Source organism: Nocardioides secundeburneus (assembly GCF_039939255.1).
Lineage (GTDB): Bacteria > Actinomycetota > Actinomycetes > Propionibacteriales > Nocardioidaceae > Nocardioides.
Genome location: NZ_JBDUUE010000004.1, coordinates 1 through 16,857, shown reverse-complemented (window position 1 = coordinate 16,857; position 16,857 = coordinate 1). Strand labels below are relative to the sequence as shown.

General features: G+C 73.6%; 16 protein-coding genes. 1 reads left to right on the top strand and 15 read right to left on the bottom strand.

Annotated elements, in window-relative coordinates; genetic code table 11:
* Positions 1–19: 19 nt before the first annotated feature.
* From ABFT23_RS11075 to ABFT23_RS11025, 11 genes are read right to left on the bottom strand one after another with little or no spacing between them, the layout of a single operon-like run.
* Positions 20–1,180, bottom strand: coding sequence for an acyl-CoA dehydrogenase family protein (locus ABFT23_RS11075; RefSeq protein ID WP_347895114.1), 1,161 nt, complete (start codon positions 1,178–1,180; stop codon positions 20–22).
* Positions 1,177–3,084, bottom strand: coding sequence for an ATP-binding protein (locus tag ABFT23_RS11070; RefSeq protein WP_347895112.1), 1,908 nt, complete (start codon positions 3,082–3,084; stop codon positions 1,177–1,179). The genes ABFT23_RS11075 and ABFT23_RS11070 overlap by 4 nt, the downstream gene beginning before the upstream one ends.
* Positions 3,081–4,643: an acyl-CoA carboxylase subunit beta gene (locus tag ABFT23_RS11065; RefSeq protein ID WP_347896064.1), complete on the bottom strand. Its 1,563-nt coding sequence runs from the start codon at positions 4,641–4,643 to the stop codon at positions 3,081–3,083. The genes ABFT23_RS11070 and ABFT23_RS11065 overlap by 4 nt, the downstream gene beginning before the upstream one ends.
* A 17-nt stretch (positions 4,644–4,660) precedes the next feature.
* On the bottom strand, positions 4,661–5,794 hold the full coding sequence (locus tag ABFT23_RS11060) for an acyl-CoA dehydrogenase family protein (protein WP_347895110.1): 1,134 nt from the start codon (positions 5,792–5,794) through the stop codon (positions 4,661–4,663).
* A gap of 1 nt (position 5,795) precedes the next feature.
* Positions 5,796–7,532, bottom strand: a complete 1,737-nt coding sequence (locus ABFT23_RS11055) for an acyclic terpene utilization AtuA family protein (protein WP_347895109.1) — start codon at positions 7,530–7,532, stop codon at positions 5,796–5,798.
* Positions 7,529–8,320: a TIGR03084 family metal-binding protein gene (locus ABFT23_RS11050; protein ID WP_347895107.1), complete on the bottom strand. Its 792-nt coding sequence runs from the start codon at positions 8,318–8,320 to the stop codon at positions 7,529–7,531. The genes ABFT23_RS11055 and ABFT23_RS11050 overlap by 4 nt, the downstream gene beginning before the upstream one ends.
* Complete coding sequence (locus ABFT23_RS11045) at positions 8,317–8,928, bottom strand: TetR/AcrR family transcriptional regulator (RefSeq protein ID WP_347895105.1); 612 nt, start codon at positions 8,926–8,928, stop codon at positions 8,317–8,319. Before ABFT23_RS11045 ends, ABFT23_RS11050 begins: the two co-directional genes overlap by 4 nt.
* A 45-nt stretch (positions 8,929–8,973) precedes the next feature.
* Positions 8,974–9,357: a DoxX family protein gene (locus ABFT23_RS11040; RefSeq protein ID WP_347895103.1), complete on the bottom strand. Its 384-nt coding sequence runs from the start codon at positions 9,355–9,357 to the stop codon at positions 8,974–8,976.
* Complete coding sequence (locus ABFT23_RS11035; RefSeq protein WP_347895102.1) at positions 9,357–10,061, bottom strand: histidine phosphatase family protein; 705 nt, start codon at positions 10,059–10,061, stop codon at positions 9,357–9,359. The genes ABFT23_RS11040 and ABFT23_RS11035 overlap by 1 nt, the downstream gene beginning before the upstream one ends.
* Positions 10,022–11,086, bottom strand: coding sequence for a phosphotransferase family protein (locus ABFT23_RS11030; RefSeq protein ID WP_347895101.1), 1,065 nt, complete (start codon positions 11,084–11,086; stop codon positions 10,022–10,024). Before ABFT23_RS11030 ends, ABFT23_RS11035 begins: the two co-directional genes overlap by 40 nt.
* Complete coding sequence (locus ABFT23_RS11025; RefSeq protein ID WP_347895100.1) at positions 11,083–12,315, bottom strand: acyl-CoA dehydrogenase family protein; 1,233 nt, start codon at positions 12,313–12,315, stop codon at positions 11,083–11,085. The genes ABFT23_RS11030 and ABFT23_RS11025 overlap by 4 nt, the downstream gene beginning before the upstream one ends.
* 38 nt (positions 12,316–12,353) lie before the next feature.
* On the opposite strand from ABFT23_RS11025, the gene ABFT23_RS11020 reads away from it, so the two are divergent.
* A complete protein-coding gene (locus ABFT23_RS11020; protein WP_347895098.1) occupies positions 12,354–12,875 on the top strand; it encodes a hypothetical protein in 522 nt (173 codons plus the stop codon).
* A 3-nt stretch (positions 12,876–12,878) separates the two neighbouring features.
* Here ABFT23_RS11020 and ABFT23_RS11015 read toward each other — a convergent pair whose 3' ends face one another.
* The 4 genes from ABFT23_RS11015 to ABFT23_RS11000 form a co-directional block, all read right to left on the bottom strand.
* Positions 12,879–14,396: a hypothetical protein gene (locus ABFT23_RS11015; RefSeq protein ID WP_347895096.1), complete on the bottom strand. Its 1,518-nt coding sequence runs from the start codon at positions 14,394–14,396 to the stop codon at positions 12,879–12,881.
* Positions 14,371–15,087, bottom strand: a complete 717-nt coding sequence (locus ABFT23_RS11010) for an ABC transporter ATP-binding protein (protein WP_347895094.1) — start codon at positions 15,085–15,087, stop codon at positions 14,371–14,373. The genes ABFT23_RS11015 and ABFT23_RS11010 overlap by 26 nt, the downstream gene beginning before the upstream one ends.
* Before the next feature lie 40 nt (positions 15,088–15,127).
* Positions 15,128–15,802, bottom strand: coding sequence for a hypothetical protein (locus ABFT23_RS11005; RefSeq protein WP_347895093.1), 675 nt, complete (start codon positions 15,800–15,802; stop codon positions 15,128–15,130).
* Between the two features lie 154 nt (positions 15,803–15,956).
* A partial coding sequence (locus ABFT23_RS11000; RefSeq protein ID WP_347895091.1) for an HNH endonuclease signature motif containing protein occupies positions 15,957–16,857 on the bottom strand: 901 nt, incomplete at its 5' end.

The window sequence follows — 16,857 nt, the reverse complement described above, 5'->3', positions numbered from 1 at the left end:
GCCGGCCGAGGGTGCGGGGTCAGTAGCTCTTCGGCAGGCCCAGCGAGTGCATGGCGACGAAGTTGAGGATCATCTCGCGGCTCACCGGGGCGATGCGCCCGACGCGCGTGGCGACCAGCAGGCCGGCCATGCCGTACTCCTGGCTCGCGCCGTAGCCGCCGTGGGTCTGGACGGCGCGGTCGACGGCGTCGCAGGCGGCCTCGGCGGCGGCGTACTTGGCCATGTTGGCGTACTCGCCGGCGGCCGCCTCGTCGCCGGCGTCGTAGAGCGCAGCGGCCTTCTGGGTGACCAGCCGGGCCATCTCGATCTCGATGTGGCTCTGCGCGAGCGGGTGCGCGATGGCCTGGTGGCTGCCGATCGGGGCCTTGAAGACCGTGCGCTCCTTGGCGTAGGCCGTCGCCTTCTCGAGGGCGTGACGGGCCAGGCCGAGCGAGAACGACGCCGCCATGATGCGCTCGGGGTTGAGGCCGGCGAACAGCTGCACGAGGCCGCCGTTCTCGTCGCCGACGAGCGCGTCGGCGGGCAGGCGGACGTCGTCGATGAACACCTGGAACTGCTTCTCCGGGCTGACCATCTCGACCGGGATGTGGTGGTACTCGAAGCCCTCGGCGTCGGTGGGGACGACGAGCAGCACCGGCTTGACCTTGCCGGTCCGGGCGTCCTCGGTGCGGGCGACGACGAGCACGTTGTCGGCCTCGTCGACACCGGAGATCCAGATCTTCTGGCCCGACAGCACCCACTCGTCGCCGTCCTTGCGGGCGGTGGTGGTGATGTTGTGGGTGTTGGTGCCGGCGTCGGGCTCGGTGATCGCGAACGCCATCGTCGACGTGCCGTCGCACAGGCCGGGCAGCCACCGCTGCTTCTGCGCCTCGGTGCCGTACTTGGTGATCACCGTGCCGCAGATGGCCGGGCTGACGACCATGAGCAGCAGCGGGCAGCCCTGCGCCGCGAGCTCCTCGCACACCGCGGCAATGTCGCCGATGCCACCGCCACCACCGCCGTACTCCTCGGGGATGTTGATGCCGAGGTAGCCACATCGGCCGATCTCGAGCCACAGCTCGGTCGTCTTCTCACCGGCCCGGGCCTTGGCGGTGAACCACTCGCGGCCGTACTTCGAGGCCAGCTTCTGGACCTGGGTGCGGAGCTCCTGGCGCTCCTCGGGCTCGGTGTAGGTGCTCACGGGGTGTCTCCTTCGACGACGGCGAGGACTGCGCCGGACGCCACCTGGGCGCCGGCCTGGACGTGGATCTCGGTGACCGTGCCGGCGGTGGGCGCGCTCACGGTGTGCTGCATCTTCATGGCCTCGAGCACCAGCACCGGCTCGCCCTGGGCGACCTGCTGGCCCGCCTCGACGGCGACGCGGACGACGGTGCCGGGCATCGGGGCGAGCAGGCTGCCGCTGGCGACGGCGTCGGCCGGGTCGGTGAACCGGGGCACCCGGGCGAGGGCGACGTGGCCGTGGGGGTGGTCGACGTCGACCCGCAACCCGGAGACCGCGACGTCGTAGCCGGTGGCGACGCCGTCGGCCTCGAGGACGACGCGCGTCGGGCTCGCCTCACGGACGACGAAGCCGTCGACGGCGTAGGTGCGGCCGCCGTACCACTCGACGACCTCGCCGGAGGTGAACTCCGTGCGCTGCGGCTGGCTGACCACGTTGCGCCACGCCACCGGCGCCCCCTGCTGGACGACGCGCTCGGCCCGGGCCCGCTCGGCGAGCGCGATCGTGGCGGCGACGGCCGCCGCGTGCCGGTCGGCGGTGGCCGGCTCGGGCGGGTGGTCGACGAGGAACGCGGTGCTGATCTCGCCGTCGAGGAACGCGCGCGAGGTGAGGATCGCGACGAGCTGGTCGCGGTTGGTGGTGACGCCGTGGATGCGCGCCCGGCGCAGGGTGGTGGCGAGCTTGCGGGCGGCCTCGTCGCGGGTGCGACCGTGGGCGATCACCTTGGCGAGCATGGCGTCGTAGAAGGTCGTGACCTCGTTGCCCGCCGCGAACCCGGTGTCGACGCGCACGTCCGGCCCGGCCGGGATGTCGAAGGCCGTCAGGACGCCGCTCTGGGGCTGGTAGTCGGCGGCGGGGTCCTCGGCGTACAGCCGCACCTCGATCGCGTGCGTGTCGGGCTTGTCGGGGAACCGCAGGTCGGAGGTCTCGCCCTGCGCCGTGCGCAGCTGGAGCTCGACGAGGTCCTGGTGGAAGACCATCTCGGTGACCGGGTGCTCGACCTGGAGCCGGGTGTTCATCTCGAGGAAGAAGAACCGAGCGTGCTCCTCGTCGTAGAGGAACTCGACGGTGCCGGCGCCGCGGTAGGAGACGGCCTCGGCCGCGCGCCGGGCGGCGCCGTGCATGCGCTCGCGGGTCGCGCGGGACAGCCGGCCCGGCGCAGGCGCCTCCTCGACGACCTTCTGGTGGCGGCGCTGGAGCGAGCAGTCGCGCTCGCCGAGGACGGCGACCCGGCCCTCGGCGTCGCCCCACACCTGCACCTCGACGTGGCGTCCGCGCTCGACGTAGGTCTCCACGAAGACGCTGCCGTCGCCGAACGCCGACAGCGCCTCGTCACGCGCGATCTCGATCTCGCGGGGCAGGTCCTCCAGGCGCCGCACGATGCGCATGCCGCGTCCGCCGCCGCCCGCGCTCGCCTTGACGATGAGCGGCAGGTCGGCCGCGGTGGCGCTCGCGGCGTCGAGGTTGGCCAGCACCGGCACGTCGGCCTGCTCCATGAGCCGCTTGGCCTGGATCTTGTCGCCCATGGCCTCGATCGACTCGGGCTGCGGCCCGACCCACGTGAGGCCGGCCGCGACGACCTGTCGCGCGAAGTCGGCGTTCTCGGACAGGAAGCCGTAGCCGGGGTGGATCGCGTCGGCACCGGAGCGACGAGCCGCCTCGATCAGCAGGTCGGCGCGCAGGTAGGTCTCCGACGGTGCCGTGCCAGGCAGCCGGACGGCGTGGTCGGCCTCGGCGACGTAGGGCAGCGCGGCGTCGGCGTCGGAGTGCACCGCGACGGTCTCGATGCCGAGACGCCGACAGGTCCGGAAGACCCGCGAGGCGATCTCGGCGCGGTTGGCGACCATCAGCCGCTGGATGGTCACGGTCGGAACACCCCGAACCGGTCGGTGCCGACGACGGGTCTGTTGTCGATGACCGACAGGCAGATGCCGAGGATGGTGCGGGTGTCGCGCGGGTCGATGACGCCGTCGTCGTAGAGCATGCCCGAGAGGAAGTAGGGCAGCGACTGCTCCTCGACCTGGGCCTCGACGACGTCCTTGATGCCCTGGAAGCCCGCCTTGTCGAACGGCTCGCCCTTCGACGCCGCCGACTGCTCGGCCACGATCTCCAGGACGCCGGCCAGCTGGGCCGGGCCCATGACGGCCGACTTGGCGCTGGGCCAGGTGAACAGGAACCGCGGCTCGTAGGCGCGGCCGTTCATGCCGTAGTTGCCGGCGCCGTAGGAGGCGCCGAGGATCACGGTCAGGTGCGGCACGGTGGAGTTGCTGATGGCGTTGATCATCATCGCGCCGTGCTTGATGATGCCGCCCTGCTCGTAGTCCTTGCCGACCATGTAGCCGGTGGTGTTGTGCAGGAACAGCAGGGGCGTGTCGGTCTGGTTGGCCAGCTGCACGAACTGCGTGGCCTTCTGCGCGTCCTCGCTGAACAGCACGCCCTGGGCGTTGGCGAGGATGCCGACCGGCCGGCCGTGGATCCTCGCCCAGCCGGTGACGAGCGAGGTGCCGTAGAGCGGCTTGAACTCGTCGAAGACCGCACCGTTGCCTCCGCCGTCGACCGGCGAGACGCCGTCGACGAGGTGGGCGATGACGTCGCGCGGGTCGAAGGGGATCTTGAGGTCGGTGGGGATGAGGTCGAGCAGGTCGTCGGGGTCGACGTCCGGCTCGGCGTACGTCGTCGGCCCCGCCGTCGCCTTGCGCCAGTTGAGCCGGGCCACGATGCGTCGTCCGATGCGGATGGCGTCGCGCTCGTCGTCGGCCAGGTAGTCGGCGAGGCCGGAGGTGCGAGCGTGCATCTCGGCGCCGCCGAGGGACTCGTCGTCGGACTCCTCGCCGGTGGCCATCTTGACCAGCGGCGGACCGCCGAGGAACACCTTGGCCTGCTCCTTGACCATCACGGTGTAGTCGCTCATGCCCGGCACGTAGGCGCCGCCGGCGGTGGAGTTGCCGAAGACGAGGGCGATGGTGGGCAGCTTGGCGGCGCTGGAGCGCGTGATGTCGCGGAACAGCTTGCCGCCGGGGATGAAGATCTCCTTCTGCGTGGGCAGGTCGGCGCCGCCGGACTCGACGAGCGAGACGGTCGGCAGGCCGTTCTGCTCGGCGATCTGGCTGGCCCGGAAGATCTTCTTCACCGTCCACGGGTTGCTCGCGCCGCCCTTCACCGACGGGTCGTTGGCGGTGATCAGGCACTCGACGCCCTCGATGACGCCGATGCCGGTGACCACCGAGGCGCCGACCGTGAAGTCGGAGCCCCAGCCCGCCAGCGGCGACAGCTCGAGGAAGGCCGAGCCCTCGTCGACCAGCAGCTCGATGCGCTCGCGCGGCATCAGCTTGCCGCGGTCGTGGTGGCGCTGCACGCTGCGCTCGCCGCCGCCGGCGACGGCCCGGGCGTGCTCGGTGGCGAGCCCCTCGATCTTGTCGAGCATGGCCTCGCGGTTGGCGGTCACGACGCGTACCCGAGCAGTCGCGCGGCGAGGTCGGCGAGCACCTCGGTGGCGCCTCCGCCGATGGGCAGGATGCGGGCGTCGCGGTAGTGCCGCTCGACCTCGGTGCCGTGCAGGTAGCCGGTGCCCCCGTGCAGCTGCACGGCCTGGTCGACGACGTGGGTCGCCGCGTCGCAGGCCGTCTGCTTGGCCAGGCAGGCCTCGGCGATGACCTGCTCGCCCGCCACGTGACGGCGCGCGACGTCCCGCGCGTAGACGCGGGCGACCTCGACCTGGCGCCGCATCTCGACCAGCTTGTGCCGCACGACCTGGTTGGTCACGAGCGGCTTGCCGAAGGTCTCGCGCTCGCGGCAGTACTGGGCGGTGAGCTCGAGCGCGCGGCCGGCGATGCCGTAGGCGTGGGTGGCCAGCCCGAGCCGCTCGACGACGAACTGCTCCGCTACTGCAAAGAAGCCGTGGTTCTCCTGCCCGACCAGGTTGGCGACCGGCACCCGGACGTCGACGTAGGACAGCTCGGCGGTGTCGGAGCAGTGCCAGCCCATCTTGCGCAGGCTGCGGTCGACGGTGAACCCGGGCGTGCCCCTCTCGACGACGAGCAGCGAGATGCCGCCGTGGCCCGCCTCGCCGGTGCGCACGGCCGTCGTGACGTAGTCGGCCCGGACGGCGCTGGTGATGAACGTCTTGGCACCGTTGACGACGTAGTGGTCGCCCTCGCGGCGCGCGGTGGTGCGGATGCCGGCGACGTCGGAGCCGCCGTCGGGCTCGGTGACCGCGAGCGAGCCGATCATCTCGCCGGCCAGCGTGGGCCGCACGAACCGGTCGACCAGGTCGTGGTCGCCCGACGTCACCGCGGCGGACACGACGTGCGGCAGCGCGATGCCGTGCGTGAACAGGCTCGCCATCAGCCCGGACGACGCCCCGGCGGCGAACATGCCCTCCTGCAGGTCGGTGGTGTCGAGCAGGTCTCCCCCGCCACCCCCGACCTCCTCGGGGAAGCCGACGCCGAGGATGCCCTGCTTGGCGGCGGCCAGGTGCAGCTCGCGCGGCAGGCTGCCGTCGTCCTCCCACCGGTCGAGGTGCGGCAGGACCTCGCGGCGCGTGAACTCGGCGCCGAGGTCGAAGAGGTCGCTCATGTCACAGAAGCCCTTCCTGGATGTGGACCATGCGGGAGCGCACCCACTCGCCGAGCCCCTTGGCCTGCGGGTCGAAGCGGGTGGAGGCGGCGACGCCCTCGCCGAGGAGGCCGCGCAGGAGAACGTTGACGGCGCCGAGGTTGGGCAGCACGAAGACCTCGACCGCGTCGTCGGGGAGGTCGGCGGCCTCGGGCACCAGCTCGCGGACCTTGCGCGGGGTGATGAGCTTGGTGAGCCAGGTGACGCGGTCGGCGTACTTCTCCGACCCGTCGTTGACCACCCAGAGGCCGAGGTTGGCGTCGCCGCCCTTGTCGCCGGAGCGGGCGTGCACGAACGAGCCGAGCGGTGCGCGACGGGTGAGGGTGTCGACGGGGGCCGGGTAGGGCGAGGGACGTCGTCCGTGGTCGGTCTCGGGCTGCGCGACGGTCGGCGGGTCGGGCACGACCTCGCGGCGTCCGTCGGCGTGCACGACGGTGTGCGCGACGGCCGAGCGGTCGACGTACTCGGGCCGGTAGACGCCGTACGGCGTGGGCGGGGCGGGCGGCGACGTCATGGTGAAGCCCGGGTAGGAGCCGAGGGCGAGCTCGACGAGCGGGCCGGTGAAGGCCTTGCCGACCGGGCCGGCCTCGGCGTCCTTGACGGTGACGCGCAGCAGGCTCGAGGCGCCCTCCTCGGTGTCGGCGTCATCGAGCGGCAGGGCGGTGCGGGTCCAGGTGACCGACGAGGCCGTGAGCGCGCCGTCGACCTGCTCACGCACCCAGTCGGCCTTGGCGTCGATGTCGAGACCGGTGAGCACGAGCTCCATCGTGTTGCGGAACCCGCCGAGGGTGTTGACGCAGACCTTGAGCCGCGCGGGTGGTGCCTCACCACGGACGCCGGAGACGGCGACGCGGTCGGCACCGACCTGCTCGAGGCGCACCGTGTCGAGGTGCGTGGTGACGTCGGGCCCGAGGTAGCGCGTCGACTGGATCTCGTAGACCAGCTGGGCGGTGACCGTGTCGACCGTGACCGCTCCGCCGGTTCCGTCGTGCTTGGTGACGACGAACGAGCCGTCGTCGGCGATCTCGGCGAGCGGGAACCCGAGCGGTCGGCCGTCGCGGGGCAGGCTCAGGAACCCGGAGAAGTTGCCGCCCGTGGCCTGGGTGCCGCACTCGAGCACGTGGCCCGCGACGACGGCGCCGGCCAGCTCGTCGTACTGGGTGTCCGACCAACCGTGGTGCGCGACGGCCGGGCCGACGACGAGGCTGGCGTCGGTGACGCGGCCGGTGACGACGACGTCGGCGCCGGCCCGCAGGGCGGCGGCGATGCCGTAGCCGCCGAGGTAGGCGTTGGCGGTGAGCGCTCCCGGGCTGAGCCCGACCTCCTCGGCGAGCGAGCGGAGGTCGTCGCCCTCGACGTGCGCGACGGCCGGGTCGAGCCCGAGGCCTCGCGCGACCTCGCGCAGCCGGTCGGCGAGCCCGGCCGGATTGAGGCCGCCGGCATTGCTGACGATCTTCACGCCGCGCTCGAGCGCCAGGCCGAGGCAGTCCTCCACCTGCCGGACGAAGGTGCGCGCGTAGCCGAGGCTCGGGTCCTTCATCGTGTCCTTGCCGAGGATGAGCATCGTCAGCTCGGCGAGGTAGTCGCCGGTGACGACGTCGAGGCCCTGCCCGTCGACCGAGCCCTCGAGCATCTCGCGCATGGCCGAGAGGCGGTCGCCGTAGAAGCCGGAGCAGTTGCCGATGCGGAGGACGCTCATCGTGCCGCCCTGCCCGCGCCGGCCGGCCCGGCGAAGCACTGGGCGACGTCGAGCCAGGCGTCGGCGCCCGGGCCGACGGCGACGAGGGCGGTGTCGGCGCGGTGGACGCGCTGCGTGACGAGCCGGCAGAAGTCGAGCGCCGAGCCCGTGACCGACTCGGCCGCGTCGTCGGGCCCCCACGTCCAGACCGCACCGCTGGGCGCCGTCAGGGTGACGCGGGGCTCGGCGTCGGGCACCGGGAGACCGTGGGTGACGAACGAGAAGCCGCGGGTGCGGACGCCGATGTGGGCGACGTGCCGGAGGCGGTCGGTCGGCTCGGCGTCGAGGCCGAGCGCGTCGAACACGTCGAGCGAGTGCGCCCAGGTCTCCATGAAACGCGCGGTGACCATGGAGGCGGCCGACATCGGCGGGCCGAACCACGGCATCCTCTGGCCCTCGGGCAGCGCGCGCAGCGCCTCGGCGAGGGCGCCGCGGGCGTCGTCCCACCGGGCGAGGAGGTCCTCCGGCGGCAGGGCCGCGAGCTCGCGGGCGGCGGCGTCGACGAACCCGGCGGGGTCGGTCGTGCCGGCGAGGACGAGGGCGTCCCAGGGGGCGCGGTCGAGGTGCGACCGGGCCGCGAGCGTGGCGGCCTCGTCGGTCCAGAGCAGGTGCGCGACCTGGGTGGCGACGTCCCACCCCGGCGCCGGGGTGTCGGTGGCCCACCCCTCGGCGTCGAGCGGCGCCACGACGTCGCGCAGCAGCGCGCTCTCGGCGTCGAGGTCGGCGAGGAGCTCGTCGAGGAGGGTCATGCGGCTCCTTGCAGCTCGGTGTCGAGGACGGTGGCCCAGTGGTCGAGGATGCGACGCCGGCGGTCGGCGTCGTCGGTGATGGTGGTGGCGAGCCCGAGGCCGCGGACGAGGTCGAGGGTGGCCTGCACGAGCTCGCGGACCCCCGGCCGCGACTCCTCGGCGCCGAGCGCCTCGACGACGAGGCGGTGGGCCTCGCGACCCACGCGCTGCTCGAGCGGCGCCACCGCCGCGCGCAGGGTGTCGTCGGTGCGGGCCGCCACCCACAGCTCGAGCGCGGCGATGAAGACCGGCGAGGTGAAGTGGTCGGCGAGCATGGCCAGCACGGCCCGGGTGCGTCGACGTCCGCGCGGGAGCGCCTCGGCCGCGGCGGCGAGCTCGGCGCCCCTCACGACGGTGAGGTGCTCGACGGCGGCGAGCACGAGGTCGGACTTGCTCGGGAAGTGGTGCAGCTGCGCGCCACGGCTCACGCCGGCACGCTCGGAGACCAGCGTGGTGGACGTGCCGGCGAACCCGCGCTCGACCAGGCACTCGATCGTCGCCTCGAGCAGCCGCGCCCGCATCTGCCGGGTGCGCTCCTCCTGGGGCGTGCGGGTCGTCGTGGTGGCCATCGCGCTCGACCCTGCCTCACCACCAACAAACAGTCAAGCCTGACTTTATCTAAGGCGGTCGGCCCAGGCGCGCGTGCACCACAGGGCCCAGACGACCAGCACCGGCTGGAACGGCAGCCGGACCAGACGGCTCGTCGTGGTGTCGAGCCCGAACGAGTCGGAGCCGTGCACGGCCTGCCACACGTTGCCCGGGAAGACCGCGACGAAGAAGAGCGCGACCACCCACCCGGCCAGGGCCAGCCGCTCGCCGCGCAGGACGACGAGCGCCACCGCGAGCGCGAGCTCCATGCCGCCGGAGACCAGCACGATCGCCTCGCGCGCGGGCAGGAACGTCGGCACCTGCCCGAGGAACTCCTCGGTCATGGCGAAGTGCGCGACGCCGGCGAACGCGAGCGCGCCCGCCAGCACGAACCTGGCCGCGGTCCGCATCACCGGTACGTGAGGAGGTCGGCGTCGAGGTGGGCGTGCTCGTTGAGCGAGAGCAGGCGGGGGCCGGTGGAGCCGGCGACGACGCGGGTGACGGAGGAGTTGACCATCACCGCGTTGGCGCGGGCCCACCGGCGGGCGAGGGCGTCGGGGCGGTCGTCGTCGGGGTCAGCGAGCAGCGCGGCGACGACGCCGATGACGCCGCCGGAGGTCGCGACCACGACCGTGCACCCCGGGCCGGCGCTCGCGACCGCGCGTCCGAGAGCGTCGCGCACGCGGCCCACGAAGCCGGCCCACGTCTCGTCGTAGGTGCCCTCGCCCGCCGTCCACCGGGCGGTGGCCTCCTCGAAGACCCGCTGGAACGCCTTGCGGTCACCCATCGACGCCGCGACGTCGGAGTGACCGGCGACGACCCCGAGGTGGTCGAACTCGTCCCAGTCGGCGTCGACGGTGGCCTCGAGCGACCACCCGGCCGTCTCGGCGGCTGCCTCGAGCGTCTCGCGGTGACGCCGCATGTCGCCCCGCACCAACGAGGTCGGGACGACGCCCTGTCCGGCCAACCAACGGCCGAGCCGGCGCCCCTGGGCCCACCCCGTGGGCGAGAGCACGTCGTAGTCGTCGGTGCCGAACGAGGCCTGACCGTGCCGCACCAGCAGGACGACGCCCATCAGCCGGCCGTCCTCGGTGCGCCGATCAGCGACCGGCACCGGGTCTCGAGGTAGCCGACGGCGCCGCCGAGCACGGCGAACGCCTCGTTGGTCGTCTGGCCGTGCACGTAGCGGTACCAGATCTGCTGGGCGATGACGGCGAGCCGGAACAGGCCGAAGACCTCGTAGAACCGCCAGCCGACGGCGGGCAGCCCGACGCCGGCGCGCTCGCAGTAGGTCGCGACGATGCGCTCGCGCGTCCACATGCCCGGGCTCGTGCTCGGCTGACGCCGAAACAGCTGGAAGACCTCGTCGTCGTCGGCCTCGACCCAGTAGGCGAGGGCGCCGCCGAGGTCCATCAGCGGGTCGCCGACCGTGGCCATCTCCCAGTCGAGGACGGCTCGCACGGCCAGCGTGTCGGGGTCGAGCACCAGGTTGTCGAGCCGGAAGTCGTTGTGCACGAGCCGTTGCGCGACGTCGGCGGGCTGCTCGGCGTCGAGCCATGCGAGCACGTCGGACCAGTCGCCGGTGTCGTCGGTGCGGGAGTCGGCGAACCGCCGGGTCCAGCCCCCGACCTGTCGCGCGACGTAGCCGTCGCCCTTGCCGAGCGCGGCCAGCACCGGCACCGCCGTCACGTCGACGGCGTGCAGCGCGACGAGGGTGTCGACGGCCTGGCTGCACAGGTCGTCGGCCTGTGCCTCGGTGACCGGGAAGCCGAAGTCCTGGCGCGGGATCACGCCGTCGACCTTCTCCATCACGTAGAACTCCGATCCGATCACGGAGGTGTCGGCGCAGTGGCCGACCATGCTCGGCACCGGCGGGAACACCGGCCGCAGCGCCGCCTGGACGTCGTGCTCGCGACCCATGTCGTGGGCGCCGGCCGCCTTCGTGCCCGCCGGCGGACGCCGCAGGATCAGGTCGGACGCCGCCGGCTCCTCGAGGCGCAGCAGGTAGGTGAGGTTCGACGCACCCCCGGCGAACTGGCGCACCTCGGCGATCGGGCCGCGGTCGAGCCACCGGGCCACCGCTGCGACGTCGAAGGCGTCCTCGTCGCGGACCGGGCGGGCGGGGTTGCCGTCGCTCATCGCCCCGATCCGTACTTGCCGAGCTCGAGCCGCGCGACCAGCCCGCGGTGCACCTCGTCGGGGCCGTCGGCGAGCCGGAGCGCCCGGGCCGTCGTCCACATGCCGGCGAGCGGGTGGTCGTCGGAGAGGCCGCCGCCGCCGTGCAGCTGCATGGCCATGTCGACGACCTGCTGGGCCATCGCCGGCGCGGCGACCTTGATCTGGGAGACCTCGCTCAACGCGTTCAACGGACCGCCGGTGTCGAGCTTCCACGCGGCATTGAGCACGAGCAGGCGCACGGAGTCGATGGCGATGCGGGCCTCGGCGATGCGCTCGCGGTTGCCGCCGAGGTTGGCGATCGGCTTGCCGAAGGCGGTGCGCTCGAGCGCGCGCCGGCAGGCCAGCTCCAGCGCCACCTCGGCCAGGCCGATGAGCCGCATGCAGTGGTGCACCCGGCCCGGTCCGAGGCGGCCCTGGGCGATGGCGAAGGCCTGGCCGGGGCCGCCGATCACGTTGGCCAGCGGCACGCGGACGTCGGTGAACGACACCTCGCCGTGTCCGAGCGGCTCGTCGTGGAAGCCCATGGTCGACAGCATCCGCTCGACCTTCACGCCCGGCGTGTCGACCGGCACGAGCACCATCGAGTGCCGGTGGTGGCGGTCGGCGTCGGGGTCGGTGAGGCCCATGAAGATCAGGATCTTGCAGTCGCGGTGGCCGATGCCCGTCGTCCACCACTTGCGACCGTTGACGACGACCTCGTCGCCGTCGACGACGGCGGTGGCGGCCATGGTGGTCGCGTCGGACGACGCCACGTCGGGCTCGGTCATCGCGAACCCGGACCGGATCTCGCCGGCCAGCAGCGGGTCGAGCCACTCCCGCTGCTGGGCCTCGGTGCCGTACTTGAGCAGCACCTCCATGTTGCCGGTGTCGGGCGCGTTGCAGTTCATCACCAGCGGCGCCAGCGTGGAACGGCCGGTGAGCTCGGCGATCGGGGCGTAGTCGACGTTGCTGAGACCGGTGTAGCCGCCGTAGGGGTGGTCGGCCGGCAGGAAGAGGTTCCAGAGCCCGCGCTCGCGGGCCGCGGCCTTCAGCTCGTCGACGACCGGGAGTGGCGTCCACGGGTCGCCGGTGCGCCGGGCCTCGGCGAGGTCGCGGTGGTAGTCGGCCTCGACCGGCTCGATCTCCTCGGTGAGGAAGGCGCGCACGCGCTCGGTCAGGTCGGCTGCCTGGGCAGAGGGGGCGAAGTCCACGTCTCGCACCGTAGACCGTGCATGGGAGGATCGGCGCCGTGCGCGCCCTCCTCGTCCCGTTCGTCGCGGTGGCGCTGATGGCTCTCGCCGCGTGCGACGACGACACGCTGCAGCAGAACGACGACGCGCCGCCCGAGCGCTCGATCGTCGAGCCCGGCCTCGCCCGTCTCTACGCGGGCGGGCTGAGCGGCGCCGACGTCGAGGCCGAGAGCGCCTGCTTCGCGACCGGACTGCTCGACGCCCTCACCCTCGACGACCTGGTCGACGCCGGCGTCGTCGGCGACGACGGCGTCGTCGTCGAGACCGCGCCGATGCTCACCGTCGACGTCGCCACCGCGTGGGTCGACGCGGCCGGCGCCTGCGCGCCCTACCCCGAGGTCGCGGCCCGTGCCGAGGCGCTGCGCACACCGGGCCTCGACGAGGCCGGGTTCGCCCGGTGCCTCGACGCCGCCGTCGAGCCCGCCCGGGTGCACGAGGCGCTGGTCGCCAGCCTCAGCGGCCGGTTCGACACCGACCCGGCGGCCGCCGAGCTGACCGCGGCCCAGGAGTCGTGCCGCTAGTCGTCAGGCGGCGGCCACGGTCATCGTGACCGTGACCCGCCGGTCGGGGTCGAGCCACGCGCGCCGGGTGCGGCGCAGCCGCAGCCCCGACCAGACCAGCATCGGGACGGCGAGCAGCGGCGAGACGAACCACGGCCCGAGCAGCGCCGCGGTGGAGAAGAGCAGGCCCGTCGTGGTGGTCGTGAGCGCCAGGCGCGAGGAGTAGCCGATCATCGCCGCCGGCGGGGCCGGGGTGGCACGGGCCGAGCGGAGGTCGACGGCGAACGGGCGCCGCTGCGACCACCGCATCGCGGCCGCCACGACCTGCACGAGCACGACCACGAGCGTGGAGGCCAGCGCCGCGGCGTCGGCGGCGTCGGGGACGCCGGCGCGCAGCCCGCCCACGCACACCGTGACCAGCGAGGCGGCGAGCAGCAGCTCGGCGAGCACGTAGGCGCGGGCGTCGAAGACGGTGGCCGGGTCGACCGGCAGGCTCTCGCGCCACAGCGTGCCGCGCCCGTCGAGGCACCAGGCGTTGACGCCGTACAGCAGGGCGCCGCCGGAGGCGACGAGTCCCGGCAGGATCGTCATGCTGTCCCACTGCAGGCCGCCGAGCAGCGCGATCATGGCCGGGCCGAGCGCGAGCACGGCCAGGCCACGACGGATCGGGACGGCGCGCCAGACCGAGGCCCGGTCGACGCGCACCATCGCGCCGAGCGCGGACGCCGGCAGGGCCCGGGCGCGGTACTGCCCGGACTCGACCAGGTGCTCCTCGCGCGGGCTCCGGCGCGCGGCCACGTGCGCCGGCCAGGCACCGACCGCCACCAGCGCGACGACGGCGACGAGCGCGACCAGCACCGAGAGGGCCCACCGCGCGGTGACCCCGTCGGCCAGGACGACCACGACGCCGTGGGTCGGCAGCGAGTCGAGCACGTCGCCCGCGTGCCCGCTCGCCTGGACGACGAGCGCCGTCGCGGCGGCCGCGACCGCGAGCGCGCGCACCACCAGGGGCCCGTGCGTGGTGCGGCGCACCGACTCGAGCGCCCAGCCGATCGCCTGCGCGAACGCGGTGCCGGCGACCAACCAGAGCACGACGAGCACCTGCGCGGGCACGAGCCCGCCGGCGCCGACCGCGTAGGACGTCATCCCGAGGAGCGCCCAGGCCTGGAGGATCCAGGCGATGTTCAGCGGCGCGAGGAGCAGCGCGCCGAGGTGGTCGGTGGTCGGGCTGACCGGGAACACGGCCGTCGCGTCGCGGGCGATGAGCTCGCGCCCACCGCCGGAGGCCCCCGCCGACAGCACCGCGAGCAGGACGAAGCCGGCGAGCGCGGCCGGCAGCACGGCCCGCAGGTCCTGCGCCGTACCCTCGCCGCCGTCGCCCGCGCCGGGCGCGAGGGCCGGCGCCACGGCGACGACGAGGGTCACCGCCGCGACGATCGTCAGGGCGAGCACGGCCGGGCGGCGTCGTCCGGAGGCCCGGAAGCGGAGCAGGTGGCCGACGTCGGCGACGCTGCGCCTAGCCGAGGAGGCTGCGGTAGGCACGGGCGCCGTCCTCCCCGAGCATCTCCGAGGCGGGGAGCGTGGCGACCTGCGCACCGCCGCGCAGCACGCTCACCGACGTGCACGCCTCGACCGCGAGCTCGCGCAGGTGGGTCGAGACGAGCACGCACGCGCCCCGGACGCGCGCGTCGTTGACGACGTCGAGGGTGGCCTCCACGCCGAGCGGGTCGACGCCGTCGAACGGCTCGTCGAGCAGCAGCACGTCAGGCTCGTGCAGCGCGGCCAGCAGCACGCTGAGCCGGCGTCCCATGCCGTGGCTGAAGCCGGCGGTGACGCGGTGGGCGACGTCGCCGAGGCCGAACCGCTCGAGCAGGTCGCGACCCCGGTCCTCCCAGCCGTCGAGGCGCCGCAGCCGCGCCGAGAGCTGCAGGTGCTCCCACGGGCTCGCGCGCGGCACGAGACCACCGACGTCGGGGCAGTAGCCGACCGCCTGCTTCACCCGCAGCGCGTGTGCCCGGACGTCGTGCCCGGACACCGTCACCGTGCCCGACGTCGGCGGGACGACGCCCGCCAGCACCCGCATGGTGGTCGACTTGCCCGCGCCGTTGCGGCCGAGCAGCGCCGTCGCCTGGCCGGCGTGCGCCTCGAGGTCGACTCCTGCGACGGCCTCGACCTCGCCGAAGCGCACGTGGAGGCCGCGGACGTCGACGAGTGGCGTGGCGGGGGGAGGCACGCGACCATCGTCGCGTGCCGCGCCCCGGGCGACCAGACCTCTAGGAGACCGCGCTGTCGAGGAGCCAGTGGTGACGCAGGCGCGTGGCCCGCTCGGTGCCGGCGAAGGCGGCCAGCAGCCCGAGGACGACGTTGCCCCACACGGGCAGCGTGACCGGTGAGGTGAGCACGCCGAGGTTCTCGGCGACGGGCGGGACCTCCGAGAGCGTCGCGACGAGCTGCACCAGCATCAACGTCAGCGCGACCAGCAGCGTCACCAGGCTGGCCATGCCGATGCCGGCGCTGAGCCGCGGCCGGGTGCGGGCCAGCCGCGCCCGTCGTCCCTCGTGCGATCGGGGGTGGGGCCGCAGCGGGAGCTCGCCCCCGCCGTCGTCCACGAAGCGCAGTCGCTTGAGCCCGGCCATGCTGGCCGCGACCTCGACCACGCCGCCCTCGACCGGAAACGTGGCCGGCAGGTTCGAGCGCGCCACCTGCACGCCGTCGCGGTAGAGCGCGGCCGGGCTCTTTCCACCGGCCTCGTGCTCCCGGCGCGACTTCGGGTCGGCCCACGGCCGCACGTCGACGGCGTAGGCGAGCGGTCGCCCGCCCTTGTCGACGAGCTCGAGGAAGAACACCGATCGGGAGAACAGGTGCCACAGCCGGTAGTCGGGCAACTGGCTCCCGTCGCCGGGTCGGACCTTGCCGAGCTGCCACCGTCGCTTGAGGTTCGTGGCCATGACCTCCACGGTGCCGGGACACGGGGTCGGACGGATCGGTCGGACGTCGCGATCGACGTCGTCCCTTCGGTCGACTCCGGCGATACCGCCGACCGGCTCGGTCGGTGCGCGTCGGTAGCCCGCGGTCCGGGTGGACGGCGGGCTGGTGGGGCGGTCAGGGATGTCGGCGGGCGTGGGTGCCGGGTGGTGGACGCCGGTCGACGGTCGTCTCGGTGCCGGTCGGTGAGGTCCAGTGGTAGAGGCCGGGTTCGACCATCCGGTACGACCAGTCGCCGTGGGTCTTCGCGCGGTGGTGTCTGCGGCAGAGCAGGGCGAGGTTCCAGGTCGCGGTGATGCCACCTGACTCCCAGGCGACGATGTGGTCGAGGTCGACCCGACGCCTGCTGCAGTCGGGGAACACGCAGCACCGATCGCGGAGCGTGACGCGTTCACGGATCGCGTCGCTGGGTCGGTAAGCCGGGGTCTCGTGGGGTTCGGCGAGGTCGATGACCGGCTTGACGGTGACCTTCGTGCCGGCGGTCTCACACCAGGAGCGGACCTGCTGGACGAGGAGCGGGGTCTGGGTGTTGTCGAGCAGACCGGGCAGATCCGGGTGGGCGGCGTCGAGGTGGGCGTAGATCGTCACCCCGCGACCACCTCCGCTGGCGTCGAGGTCGAGCGCGAGCTGGGTGCGGGCCATCTCCCCCAACGCCTGCGAGCGCCGGACGTCGAGGGGGTCGGTCGAGCCGAGGTCAGCCAATTGTTGGGCGCCGTCGCGCAAGGCGTGTTCGAGGTCGATCGCGTCCGCGGTGTCGAGGGTGGCGATGACGTCGACGGTGCCGTCGGTGGTCGCACCAGCCAGGTACACGGTGACCCGCCGGTCCTCGAGCGCAGCCAGCCGTCGGGCCTCAGCGTCGGCGGGGTCGTGCTCGGCCCGGGCGGCATTCACGGTCCGGTCGAGCTGAGCGAACGAGCACCGATCCGCCACCGGCGCGATGAACCGGTCGACGTGCCAGGCGGCGGTCTCGGACAGGGTCATGGTCGCATCAGCGATCTTGAACGCCCGCCACACCGGG

Excerpts from the sequence above, each read along its gene's own strand:
- ABFT23_RS11060 (WP_347895110.1), bottom strand. The coding sequence starts at position 5,794 with ATGAGCGACCTCTTCGACCTCGGCGCCGAGTTCACGCGCCGCGAGGTC.
- ABFT23_RS11055 (WP_347895109.1), bottom strand. The coding sequence starts at position 7,532 with ATGAGCGTCCTCCGCATCGGCAACTGCTCCGGCTTCTACGGCGACCGC.
- ABFT23_RS11030 (WP_347895101.1), bottom strand. The coding sequence starts at position 11,086 with ATGAGCGACGGCAACCCCGCCCGCCCGGTCCGCGACGAGGACGCCTTC.
- ABFT23_RS11065 (WP_347896064.1), bottom strand. The coding sequence starts at position 4,643 with ATGCTCGACAAGATCGAGGGGCTCGCCACCGAGCACGCCCGGGCCGTC.
- ABFT23_RS11045 (WP_347895105.1), bottom strand. The coding sequence starts at position 8,928 with ATGGCCACCACGACGACCCGCACGCCCCAGGAGGAGCGCACCCGGCAG.
- ABFT23_RS11005 (WP_347895093.1), bottom strand. The coding sequence starts at position 15,802 with ATGGCCACGAACCTCAAGCGACGGTGGCAGCTCGGCAAGGTCCGACCC.
- ABFT23_RS11050 (WP_347895107.1), bottom strand. The coding sequence starts at position 8,320 with ATGACCCTCCTCGACGAGCTCCTCGCCGACCTCGACGCCGAGAGCGCG.
- ABFT23_RS11040 (WP_347895103.1), bottom strand. The coding sequence starts at position 9,357 with ATGCGGACCGCGGCCAGGTTCGTGCTGGCGGGCGCGCTCGCGTTCGCC.